General features: G+C 40.8%; 12 protein-coding genes. 10 read left to right on the top strand and 2 right to left on the bottom strand.

Annotated elements, in window-relative coordinates; all coding sequences use genetic code 11:
- Window positions 1–14: 14 nt before the first annotated feature.
- From BUA02_RS02675 to BUA02_RS02665, 3 genes are read left to right on the top strand one after another with little or no spacing between them, the layout of a single operon-like run.
- Complete coding sequence (locus tag BUA02_RS02675) at window positions 15–2,729, top strand: bifunctional diguanylate cyclase/phosphodiesterase (protein ID WP_242946457.1); 2,715 nt, start codon at window positions 15–17, stop codon at window positions 2,727–2,729.
- Window positions 2,730–2,783: 54 nt separating this feature from the next.
- Entirely contained in the window at window positions 2,784–4,490 is a 1,707-nt protein-coding gene (locus BUA02_RS02670; protein ID WP_072700734.1) for a glutamine--tRNA ligase/YqeY domain fusion protein, read from the top strand.
- A 22-nt stretch (window positions 4,491–4,512) separates the two neighbouring features.
- Window positions 4,513–5,367, top strand: a complete 855-nt coding sequence (locus BUA02_RS02665) for a DUF2225 domain-containing protein (protein WP_072700732.1) — start codon at window positions 4,513–4,515, stop codon at window positions 5,365–5,367.
- Between the two features lie 49 nt (window positions 5,368–5,416).
- Here the strand turns inward: BUA02_RS02665 and BUA02_RS02660 are convergent, their stop codons facing one another.
- Window positions 5,417–5,707: a hypothetical protein gene (locus BUA02_RS02660; protein WP_072700730.1), complete on the bottom strand. Its 291-nt coding sequence runs from the start codon at window positions 5,705–5,707 to the stop codon at window positions 5,417–5,419.
- A gap of 176 nt (window positions 5,708–5,883) precedes the next feature.
- Here BUA02_RS02660 and BUA02_RS02655 point away from each other — a divergent pair, with 176 nt between their 5' ends.
- The 4 genes from BUA02_RS02655 to BUA02_RS02640 all read left to right on the top strand — a co-directional run bounded on the left by BUA02_RS02655 (window position 5,884) and on the right by BUA02_RS02640 (window position 10,128).
- Window positions 5,884–6,486, top strand: a complete 603-nt coding sequence (locus tag BUA02_RS02655; RefSeq protein ID WP_071176831.1) for a TetR/AcrR family transcriptional regulator — start codon at window positions 5,884–5,886, stop codon at window positions 6,484–6,486.
- An 11-nt stretch (window positions 6,487–6,497) separates the two neighbouring features.
- Window positions 6,498–7,439 (top strand): carbohydrate kinase family protein, encoded by a 942-nt coding sequence (locus BUA02_RS02650; RefSeq protein WP_072700728.1) that lies wholly within the window; start codon window positions 6,498–6,500, stop codon window positions 7,437–7,439.
- Window positions 7,440–7,550: 111 nt separating this feature from the next.
- A complete protein-coding gene (malQ, locus tag BUA02_RS02645) occupies window positions 7,551–9,071 on the top strand; it encodes a 4-alpha-glucanotransferase (RefSeq protein ID WP_072700726.1) in 1,521 nt (506 codons plus the stop codon).
- A 25-nt stretch (window positions 9,072–9,096) separates the two neighbouring features.
- Complete coding sequence (locus BUA02_RS02640) at window positions 9,097–10,128, top strand: LacI family DNA-binding transcriptional regulator (RefSeq protein ID WP_072700724.1); 1,032 nt, start codon at window positions 9,097–9,099, stop codon at window positions 10,126–10,128.
- 106 nt (window positions 10,129–10,234) lie between these two features.
- Here the strand turns inward: BUA02_RS02640 and BUA02_RS02635 are convergent, their stop codons facing one another.
- Complete coding sequence (locus BUA02_RS02635) at window positions 10,235–10,765, bottom strand: CYTH domain-containing protein (protein WP_072700722.1); 531 nt, start codon at window positions 10,763–10,765, stop codon at window positions 10,235–10,237.
- A 145-nt stretch (window positions 10,766–10,910) separates the two neighbouring features.
- On the opposite strand from BUA02_RS02635, the gene BUA02_RS02630 reads away from it, so the two are divergent.
- The 3 genes from BUA02_RS02630 to BUA02_RS02620 all read left to right on the top strand — a co-directional run bounded on the left by BUA02_RS02630 (window position 10,911) and on the right by BUA02_RS02620 (window position 11,982).
- Window positions 10,911–11,462, top strand: a complete 552-nt coding sequence (locus BUA02_RS02630; RefSeq protein ID WP_072700720.1) for a DJ-1 family glyoxalase III — start codon at window positions 10,911–10,913, stop codon at window positions 11,460–11,462.
- Window positions 11,463–11,541: 79 nt separating this feature from the next.
- The gene (locus tag BUA02_RS02625) at window positions 11,542–11,769 is read left to right on the top strand and encodes a hypothetical protein (protein WP_178297593.1); all 228 of its coding nucleotides are present in this window, start codon (window positions 11,542–11,544) and stop codon (window positions 11,767–11,769) included.
- A gap of 15 nt (window positions 11,770–11,784) precedes the next feature.
- Window positions 11,785–11,982: a hypothetical protein gene (locus BUA02_RS02620; RefSeq protein ID WP_072700716.1), complete on the top strand. Its 198-nt coding sequence runs from the start codon at window positions 11,785–11,787 to the stop codon at window positions 11,980–11,982.
- Window positions 11,983–11,992: the final 10 nt, after the last annotated feature.

Below are 11,992 nucleotides of genomic sequence, written 5' to 3'. Positions count from 1 at the left end.
AGCGGGTTTCGGATTTGGAATCTAAAAATGTAGCAAATGAGGGCTCTCTAAGTAACTTTAGCAGAGCCCTTGGGGATTTTGCGCAAAAAAATGGCAAGACTATGCAGTCATGGCAGGATAAATTCTGCGAGATGGCTGGTATCTATGCCATGTGTTTAGATGTCTCCGGTGTCCCGCTTAGTGATTTTTCAGGGAACCCACATGAGGTTCAGATCATTAGAAAATATGTAACAGACGTCAGGATTCGTAATATTTACAGACGTGTTTCTGAGGGCGAGCTTGAGGATCAGGCTGTTGAGATAACAGAGGTTCCTAATCTGAAGCTGGCAGCTGTTGCAGTCAAAAATGGTAATTCCACCACAGCAGTATGGATTGTTTGTGGTGTCTTTTCAGACGCGGACTATGATCAGGATTTTTATCACATTCCGCCAATAGATTCTTTTAGCTATCAGATTTCCGAACAGAAATTTTATAAGACACTTGATCTCTTAAGAGAAACATTAAATGTTCTCATCAGTATAGAGACTTCAAAATCTCAGGCTGTTGCTAACAGTGAGTTTAGCAAGAAACAAGAGATAGAGATGACATCGTCGTTCAGACGAGCTGAGACCATGACTGAGATCGTATCTCTCCTTGATAATGATGATTCAATAGAAGAGATAATGGTTGTCATAATCTCAAAGCTTTGTAATTATCTTCAGATCAGTAACGGCTTTACCTGTAAGATCCACCATGGACATCTCATGGACATAGTGGTTCAGTGGACAGCTCCTGGAGTCAACAAGATGTTTACTGATACTACAGATCAGGAGCTTTGCTGGTTTTTAGGTTCTGATCAGGCAACAGTCATATCAAGTGATACACAGATGAATGCCGGAGAGAGAGAACAAATCGATAGCCTTGGTATTAAGGCGCTTGTCGCCATGCCTGTTATCATCAATAACTCGATTCTTTTCTATGCATGCTTTTCTGAGACAAGAGAATTAAGGAACTGGTCCATAGATGATATCAAGTTTGTAAATGACGCCATTAAGGTCCTTCAGGGTATCATCACCAAGAGACTTCAGAAGAATTCATTAGCTAGCTCTTTTGCATCATTAGAAGCGGTTCTTGATAATGTCGGAAGTGCGATCTATGTAAGAGATATCAATACCGGAGTACTTCTGTTTGCTAACAGAAGCCTTAAAAAGAACTTCAAAAAAGAGATAACAGAAAACACCCTTGTTAATCTGTTTGAATCCAATATCCCGTCCAGGAGCCACAGCGGCAACTATGAAGTTAATCATAAAGACAGAGGTAAATGGTACGACGTATATTACACAAGGATCAAGTGGGTAGACGGAAGAGCAGTATCTCTTTGCGCTATCTATGATATTACTGAAAAGAAACTCTATCAAAAGAGAATTGAGCTTCAGGCTTACACAGACTTTCTTACAGGTCTTTACAACAGAATGTGTTGCGAAAAGGATCTTGCAAGGTATGTGGATGAGGCTAGACAGACAGGTAAACACGGAGCCCTTATGTATCTTGACCTTGATGATTTCAAGCATATCAACGATAGCCTTGGTCATCAGTATGGTGATGTGCTCCTTCAGGATATTTCCAAGACTATCAGCAGAGTAGAAGGAATATCAAACTCCTGCTACAGAATGGGCGGTGACGAGTTTGTCATCATCATTCCACCTGAAAACTTTGAGAAAATGGACAAGATCATAGAAGATATCAAGAAAGCCTTTGCTACACCTTGGTATCTCAAAAATAGCGATTATTACTGCACAATGAGTATGGGTATCGTGAGATTCCCAGATCAGGGTGACAACGTATCAGAGCTTATCAGAAAATCTGACGTTGCCATGTACGAAGCCAAGAAATCTGGTAAGAACAGGATTGCTGAATATTCAGACAAGATAGATTCTTCATCAATCCACAGACTGGACCTTGAAAAGAGCATGTATGATGCCATCAACAACAGCTGTGATGAGTTTGAAGTTTATTTCCAGCCTGTCATCAGTGAGTTCTCAATGAAGGGCGGAACCAAGCAGTACAGACATATGGGGGCTGAGGCTCTTGTGCGCTGGAATAGCAGTAAGCTTGGATTTATCAAGCCTGATGAATTTGTTCCACTTGCTGAGTATCTGGGACTTATCAATCCTATTGGTAACTTTGTTCTGCAGAGAGCATGTGAGTGCTGCAGAATGTGGAATGAATCAGGAACAGGTGATTACACAGTCAGCGTCAATCTGTCAGTTGTACAGATCATGCAGACTGATATTGTAGATACGATAAAAAAATGTATTGAAGAAAATCACATCAAGCCTCATAATCTAATCCTCGAGTTAACAGAGAGACTTGCTATAAATGATCTTGCAAGGACCAAGCAGATCCTGCTTGATATCAAGGCACTTGGTGTCAGACTTGCTCTTGATGACTTCGGAACGGGTTATTCAGCTCTTAGTAGTATCAGAGCCCTTCCGTTTGATATCATCAAGATCGATCAGAACTTTGCAAAAGATGTGGCTGAGGATGATTATTCCAAGGCATTTATACGTACAATTGTCCAGCTGGGCGAGACCATTGACGCAGAGATTTGTGTTGAAGGAATAGAGACAAAGGCACAGTTTGATGCTCTTAAGGGCATGGGGGTTAAATACATTCAGGGCTACTATTTTGATCAGCCCTTGCGTAGAGCGGCTTTTGAGGAAAAGTACGTATATAATTCAAAAGTATGATATGATATACTTGTTAAAATTTATTCTAATTAGAAAGTTGGTTTTTTAAGAGAAATGGCAGAAGAAGTTGTAACAAATTTAAACGAGAATGCAGAAGGAGGAAATACACCTTCAAGACATTTTATCGAGCAGGCTATCGATAAGGATCTCAAGGATGGAGTGTATGATCACGTACATACACGTTTTCCACCTGAACCAAACGGATTTTTACATATAGGACATGCTAAGAGTATTCTTCTTAACTATGGTATGGCCAAGGAGTACGGCGGCAAGTTCAACATGAGATTTGATGATACCAACCCAACCAAGGAAAAGGCTGAGTTCATGGATTCTATCATCGAAGATGTTAAGTGGCTTGGAGCTGATTACGAAGATCGTTTATTCTATGCATCAGATTATTTCGACGAGATGTATGAAGACGCTGTTAAGCTCATCAAGAAGGGCAAAGCATATGTTTCAGAACTTTCTGCAGATGAGATGCGTGAATACAGAGGGACTCTTACTGAGCCAGGTAAAGAGGATCCTAACAGAAATAGAAGTGTAGAAGAGAACTTAAAGCTCTTTGAAGATATGAAGAATGGCAAGTTTGAGGACGGAAGCGTTACTCTTCGTGCCAAGATCGATATGGCTTCTCCTAACATCAACATGAGAGACCCTATCATTTATAGAGTTGCCCACATGACACATGCCAGAACAGGCGATAAGTGGTGCATCTATCCTATGTACGACTTTGCTCATCCTATCGAGGATGCTATCGAGGGCATTACACATTCTCTTTGCACTCTTGAATTCGAAGACCACAGACCTTTATATGACTGGGTAAAAGTGGAATGTGAATACAAGAACCCTCCTCGTCAGATCGAGTTTGCTAAGCTCTACCTCAACAATGTTGTAACAGGTAAGAGATATATCAAGAGACTTGTTGAGGATGGAATCGTTGATGGATGGGATGATCCAAGACTTGTAACTATCGCATCACTTCGTAGAAGAGGATTTACTCCAGAGTCTATCAAGATGTTCGTAGATATGTGCGGTATCAGTAAGGCTAATTCTACAGCAGAGTATGCAATGCTTGAGTACTGTATCAGAGAGGACTTAAAGCTCAAGGCTAAGAGAATGCTTGCAATTCTTGATCCTGTTAAGCTTGTTATCGACAACTATCCAGAAGGACAGACAGAGTACCTCGATATTGAAAATAATAAAGAAGTTCCTGAGATGGGATCAAGAAAGGTTCCATTTGGAAGAGAACTCTACATTGAAAGAGAAGACTTCATGGAGGAGCCTCCAAAGAAGTACTTCCGTTTATTCCCAGGTAACGAAGTAAGACTTATGAATGCATATTTCGTTACATGCACAAGCTTTGTTAAAGATGAAAATGGCAAGGTAACAGAGATCCACTGTACATATGATCCTGAGACAAAGGGCGGCGACAGTGCTGACGGCAGAAAAGTAAAGGGAACAATTCACTGGGTAGCAGCCAAAGAAGCTGTTAACTGCGAAGTTCGCCTTTATGAAAATATCATTGATGAGGAAAAGGGTGTTTACAACGAGGATGGTTCACTTAATCTTAACCCTCACTCCATCACAGTTATCAAAGATGCAAAGCTTGAGCCAGAACTTGGCGAAGCTGTTGCTTACGACAAATTCCAGTTTGTCAGAAATGGTTTCTTTAGCGTAGATAGTAAGGATTCAAAACCAGGAGCACCTGTGTTTAACAGAATAGTGTCACTTAAGAGTTCTTTTGTTCTGCCTAAAAACTAATTGTTAGAAAAGAGGTAAAGTTATGGCTGGTATTTTTTCCGGACTTGAAAAACTTGGATTAGGAAACATCGGAGGCGGAGATCTCTTTGAGGATCCAAAGAAAAAAGAGGCTGCTGTAAAGCAGGGTGAACCTCAGAAGAAGCTTACTCTTGTTAACGAAGAAGATTATCTTTTTGACAAGAAGTATAAGTGTCCTGTATGCGACATGGACTTTGAGGCAAAGACCGTCAGAACTGGTAAAGTCAGAATGAAGGCCGTAGATATCGACTTAAGACCTGATTACGCTGAGCTTGACCAGACCAAGTATGACGTTATTGCTTGTCCAGAGTGTGGATACGCAGCACTTGGAAGATACTTCAATACACTTAACAAGTATCAGATCGATGACATCAGAGTCAAGATCTGTATGAATTACAAGAAGCTTGATTACAAAGAGCCAACATATACATATGAGCATGCCAAGAACCTTTATCAGCTTGCGCTTGCAAATGCTGTAGTTAAAAAGGCTAAGAACAGTGAGAAGGCTTATATCTGTCTTAAGACAGCATGGGTACTTAGAGGTGAGACTCAGAGACTTGATTCTGCTGATCCTGATTACCAGAAAAAGAAGGATGAGAATGATGCTCAGGAGAAAGAACTTTTAAAGAATGCACTTAATGGATTTGTAATGGCTAGACAGTCAGAAGAGTTCCCTATTGCAGGAATGGATTCAACTACGCTTGATTACCTTATTGCAGCACTTGCAATGGAGACAGGAGATCATGATACGGCTGGTAAGATGATCTCTGAGATCCTTACATCCAGAACAGCAAATAGCCGAATCAAAGATAAAGCAAGATTATTAAAAGAAATGATGGCTGAAGAAAAAGAGCAGTAATAAAAATGGGACATAGGCTAAAGCCTATGTCCCTTATCTTTAATAATTATTATTTTGATTCTTCGTCATCAAAGAATTCTTCTGAAGATGAAGGCTCTTTTGATGAATCACCTGTCTCGGAAGAAGTCTTTATATCAACATATCTTCTAGATGAGTTCTTGTAGTCTTTTTCTTCTTCGAGGTCATCTTCGAAATCGTCAACGTCTTCGTAATCTTCATCATCGAATTCATCGGCAATTTCAGCTTCTCTCTTAGAAAGATAATAGTAAGCTCCTGCGGCAGCAGCACCTACTGCAGTGCAGAATAATATAAATTTACCAAATCCATTGTTTTTGGACATATCGGGAATCCTCCTATCAAAACGCTGACTTTATTTTAATACAATTTATTTATAAATAAAAGTGTACTGTATTAAAATTTGATAAATAACGTAAAATCGTTCGAATAACTACTGTAATAAATGATATAATTAACCTAGACTACGATGGTCAATTGGGGACTTGGGGAAAAGACATAATGAATGAAAGATTTTTTGAACTAAAGAAAGAAAAGCAGGATCGTATGATAAACGCTGCGCTCTATGTATTTGCTGAAAGAGGCTATTATCATGCAAGTACCGATGAGATCGTCAAGGCGGCGAATATCAGTAAAGGACTTCTCTTTCATTACTTTGGAAGTAAGATTGGGCTATATGCCTTTTTATATGATTACGCCACAAGATTTGCGACATTGGAGCTAACTCAGAATGTGGATAAAGATGAAAATGGATACTTTGAGCTCTTCAAACAGATAGTATCAGCCAAGGCTAATGCCATGGCTCAGTATCCTTACATATATCTTTTCCTGAAAAAAGCTGAGGAGGAGACTTATCCGGAAGCCCTGGCGCAGATAAGTGAGAGACGTGATAAGTACAGGAGAATAATGGAAGCCCTAAAGGAAAGGGCTGATATAACGGTATTACCGCCGCATTTTGATTACGACAGATTGGGAGACATCCTGGAATACACAATAGATGGTTTGCTTACAGAAAACGTGAAAGGTGAGAATTTCAGAGCTGATTTATTCCTCGAAGAAGCTGAGGAGTATGTTGATATGATACAAAAAATGGTATTGGCATAAAGGAGGCGCAAATGAGCAAATTCTTAGTAGCTGGAGTAACACAGATCGAGACAATCGTCAGAGTTGACAAGGTTCCTGTAAGTTATGTGCCACTTACAAGTGCAAATGATTCCATTTTTACTGCAGTTGGAGGCGATGCTTATAATGAATCATTAGCTCTTAAGTGGCTTGGCGATGATGTTACATTTATGTCCATTGTGGGAAGAAATCAGGATTTGGGAGTCATCAACCCACCTGATAGGAAAGTCACACTATCTACTGAGTATATTGTTCCTCAGATGAATGAAACTCCAACTGAGGTTGTTTTCTATGACAAAAACAGAAAGCAGCAGATCTTTGAGGATATCAAGGATCTTAGAGAGAATACCTATGACATGTCCATGGTAACTCCTCTGGTAAATAGCTGTGATATGATGATTCTTGCTAATGCCAATTTCTGCAGACCTTTTGCATTAGCTGCTGCTGAGCATAATAAGCCTATAGCAGTTAATATCAGAAATTACAATCCGGAAAAAGAGAAGTATAATACGGACTTCTTAAAACCAGCCAAGGTTTTATATTTTAGTGATGATACTCTTACAGAGGATCCATACGCATTCATAGACAGAATGGCTTCAACCTATGGAACTGAGGTCATTATCCTTGGACAGGGTAGTGAAGGACTTATCATTTACGACAAGACCAAGGACATTAGAGCACATTACAAGACTGTCAAGACCAATGAAGTAGTTAATACTATCGGTGCTGGTAATGCCCTCTTTGCATGCTTCCTCCACTATTACATGGAAACTGGCGACAGTGTTAATGCCATCAAGAATGCGCTGTTGTTTGCTTCTTACAAGATAGGATTCATGGGCACATCCAATGGCTTCATGACCACTGAACAGGTAGAGCAGTGGAGAAATCTAATCTGGGGAATCAAGATGAATCCATTTGAAGAACATGGCAACTAAAACTTGAAAATATGTAAAAAAACTGATAAAGTAGAGTTACGGAAACGTTACCGGTAACGGTGATTTTTTCCGTAACTTTTTTAATGACGATGATCAAAGTGAGGTATATCTATGGCAAAGAATGAAAAGAAACATACAAGGCGATGTGGAGTTCTTTTACCAATTTTTTCACTTTCTTCTGAATATGGTATCGGAGCCTTTTCAAAAGAAGCCTATGACTTTGTGGACTTTTTAAGCGATGCAGGCCAGAGCTATTGGCAGATATTACCGCTGGGACCTACAAGTTACGGAGATTCACCTTATCAGTCTTTCTCCACATTTGCTGGGAATCCATATTTTATCGATATAAATGCCCTTATTACAGATGGGCTTCTTACCAAGAAGCAGGCTTTAGGATGTGACTTTGGCGGCACAGAGGAAAAGATAGATTATGAGAGGCTGTACCGTTCAAGATTTAAACTCCTCAAGAACGCTTATGACAATGTAGACAAGAGTCCTGTTGCAAAAGAGATCAAAAAGGAATTTGAAGCCTTCAAGAAAAATCCGGATAACGACTGGCTTTCAGACTATGCTCTTTTCATGGCATTAAAAGATGCCAATGGCGGAAAAGCCTGGAATACATGGTCAGAGGATATAAAACTCAGAAAGAAAGAGGCCTTAAAGAAGGCTCATGAAAAGTATAAAGTGGAAGTTGATTTCTACAGCTTTCTTCAGTATCTTTTCTCAAAGCAGTGGGAAGCCCTTAAGTCCTATGCCAATTCTAAGGGAATCGAGATAATCGGTGATATTCCGATTTACGTTGCCTTCGATAGTGCAGATACTTGGGCTAATCCAGAGCTCTTTTTACTGGATAAAGAGAACACACCAATTGACGTGGCAGGCTGCCCTCCAGATGCATTTAGTGCTACCGGTCAGCTCTGGGGCAACCCTCTCTACAGATGGGATTACCACAAAAAAACTGGCTATAAGTGGTGGCTTAAGAGAATCTCTCAGTGCTACAAACTTTATGATGTTGTCAGGATCGACCACTTCAGAGGTTTTGATGAGTACTATGCAATTCCTTACGGCAATCCAACTGCTGAGATTGGTGAGTGGCGCAAGGGACCAGGCTATGACCTCTTTGATGTTATGAAGAAGCAGCTTGGTGACAAGAAGGTCATTGCCGAGGATCTTGGCTTCCTTACAGATACAGTTATAGGGCTTGTTAAAAAGACAGGCTTCCCGGGAATGAAGATCCTGGAATTTGCCTTTGATTCAAGGGAAGAGAGTGATTATCTTCCACACAATTATACAAAGAACTGTATTGTATATACAGGAACTCATGACAATGAGACTGCAAGGGGCTGGTTTGACCACCTTCCTAGAAATGACAAGAGATTTGCCAAGGAATATCTTGGAATCCATTACGCCAAGGATGCAGTAAGGGCTATGATTAGAGCTGCATTTGCAAGCGTTTCTGATACAGCTATCATTCCTATGCAGGATTACCTTGAACTTGGCGCTTATGCTAGGATCAACACACCATCTACTCTGGGAGGCAACTGGACATGGCGTATGAAGAAGAATGCTTTGTCAAAAGAGCTTTGCCAGAGGATGCACGATTATGCTAGAATCTATGGCAGACTTAGTTAAATCTAATACCAGGTAGGAACTAATAATGGCAGAGATTACAATTGTTGAGATAGCGAAAAGATGTGGAGTAGGCGTTAGTACTGTATCCAGAGCCCTTAATAACCATACGGATATCAATCCAGAGACCAAGAAAAGGATAATGGAGGTTATCAAGGAAACAGGGTATATTCCAAATAACAGCGCACGAAACCTTAAGAGAACAGACGCAAAGTGCATAGCTGTTCTTGTAAAAGGTATTACTAACCCATTCTTTACTCCAATGATAGAGATTGCTGAGGCAGAGGCAGAAGAGAGAAAGTATGCTCTGGTGTTAAGGCACGTTGAGGCCTATGAAGATGAGGTTGATGTTGCTCTCGAACTGGAAAAAGAAAAGAGACTGCGCGGTATCATCTTTATGGGAGGTAGCTCCAAGCATTCTTCTCACAAGCTCAAACAGCTTAACGTTCCTGTAGTTTTTGCAACTGTAGGTTCAGATATTTCAGAAAAGCTTAGTAAGAACTCATATTCAACGGTTTCTGTAGATGATAAGCTTGAGAGCCGCAAGATGACTGAGTATCTTATCGGACTTGGACACAAGAGGATCGCTATCCTCTCAGAGGGAAGCGACAAGCCTTCGATTGTAAAGCAGCGTCTTGAAGGATATGTAGAAGCTCTTGAAGCTAACGGGATCAAAGTTGATGAAAAGCTTATAAGATATGTGGATCGAAGAATCTATTCCATGGAAAATGGCTATGAGACTACTAAAGCTTTGATAGATTCAGGAGAGGAATTCACAGCTCTTTACTGTATATCAGATGTTCTGGCAGTAGGTGCTCTTAGAGCATTTGCTGATGCCGGGATCCGCGTTCCGGAAGATGTGAGCGTTGCAGGATTTGACGGACAGGATATTTCCAGATTCTGCGTTCCAAGACTTACTACACTTCGTCAGCCACTTGAAGACATTTCTCGAGAGACTATGAAGCTTATCTTCAATATCATCGATGAAGAGAGCGGACACAAGCATATCGTATTCCCCGGAGAACTAATTGTGGGAGAATCCACAGCACAAAAAAAGTGAGCCCTCGAGGGACGGAAGTGAGCCCTAGGGACGGAGGTTATGGCTCATTTTACAGAGTAAAATGAGCCATAACTTCCGTCCCTTGAGGGCTCACTTCCGTCACTTGTTACATGGCGCTCATATACGCATTGCTATACTCTTTTTGCCCAGTTACATCCTCTGCAAACCAGCTTGCAGGCTTGTAGGCGGCAGCGGATTCCTCATCCGGGAATTCAACTTCTGCAATTATTGTTCCATCAAATGGAGCTTCAAAGACATCAAGTTCGATCTTGATGTCTTTTTCTTGGATTTCTTTGTGGATATCTGGATGGCTAGATAAATACTCTGTGGAAAAGCCATCTTCGTTTAGTGGTAACAGATATCTCTTTTTCCTGATCATGTTGCCATCGGCTTTCTCGACCATATGCTCGTAGCTGTTCTTATCAAGAGGCATGTTGTATTCAATCTTGCCGATTTCTCCAGCTTTAGCTAGGGTATTGTCCCCTTTATAAGTCATGTAGTAGATGTCGTCCTCACGCCTTACGCGGATTGCGGGGCGCACATTGAGATAGCCCTGCTCTATTATGTGAAAAGGGTATTTATCTAAATCCTGTGGAAGTTCTTTTACTGTGAATTTTCTTTCGATCTCTAATCCCATGATATTTCCTCTATACTAAAGTGCATTATCTACAGTTTTTATTTTACATGGTTATGAGCTTAACGTACAATGGAAAAGTAAAGATGGCTTAACAACAAACGAACAAAATATATGAATATAAAAAGTTGATTTGGAGGGAAAAGAAATGGCAAAGACAGCACTTTTTTTGGCAAACGGATTTGAAGAGATCGAGGCACTCACAGTAGTAGACCTCTTAAGAAGACAGGGAATCGAGATCACAACAGTATCTATCACAGACGCAGTCGAGGTTACAGGATCTCACAATATAACGGTTAAGGCTGATACAGTATTAGGAAAGGTTGATTTTAGCTCTTTTGACATGCTCATCCTTCCAGGTGGACAGCCAGGAACAACAAATCTTGGTAACTGCAAGGTGCTTACAGAGGAGCTTATCAAACATAACGACGCAGGAAAAAACCTTGCTGCAATCTGCGCAGCTCCTACTGTTTACGGTAAGCTTGGTCTATTACAGGGCAAAAGAGCATGCTGCTACCCTGGATGTGAAGAGGGTCTTTTGGGAGCAGATGTCCAAACCACAGAAGTTACAGTAGATGGCAACTTCATCACAAGCCGCGGCATGGGAACAGCAATTCCTTTTGGCCTTACAATCATCGAGAGATTCTGCGGAAAAGCTGCAGCAGATGACATGGCAAAGAAAATCGTGTTTAACAAGTGATGACACTTAAGGCAATGGCAGAATGTGAAGACCTTATTAACCAGAAGATGGCATCAGTTGCCTAAGGAGGGCGATGCTAATGGAAAGAAAGTCGATTCTGATCAAAGATACAACAAAAGAAGAGAGGGAACAGATTGTAAAGAGCTCCCTGGATTGTGGTGGCGGCTGTGAGAACTGTTCTTCGTGCTGGCTTGGTGGTGGAAGCCCATGGGATATTTACCAGGATTACATTGATGGCAAGAAAGAAATCCGTGAGATAAATATGGAATATATGGAAAAGTATCGCCAGGATCGGCAGATTCACTGAGAGGATATGTGACTTATGGAAAATGCACCTGAGTTAGAATGCTCTACGGTTGAAGAGCGAAGAGCCTACATAAAGGAGAGATTTCCTTGCATTGCGGATTGCGATATGTGTGGGCTTTGTAAAGTTTTTCATGGAAAAGATGCTGAGACTGCATACGAAGACTATATTAGTGGGAATAGGTCCTTTGTGGAAGTGTCAGCAGATTATAAATGACCAAGGGGGA

This window comes from Butyrivibrio hungatei DSM 14810, assembly GCF_900143205.1.
GTDB classification, from domain to species: domain Bacteria; phylum Bacillota; class Clostridia; order Lachnospirales; family Lachnospiraceae; genus Butyrivibrio; species Butyrivibrio hungatei.
Note: the sequence above shows the minus strand (reverse complement) of the source record. Positions and strands in the feature narration are given on the sequence as shown.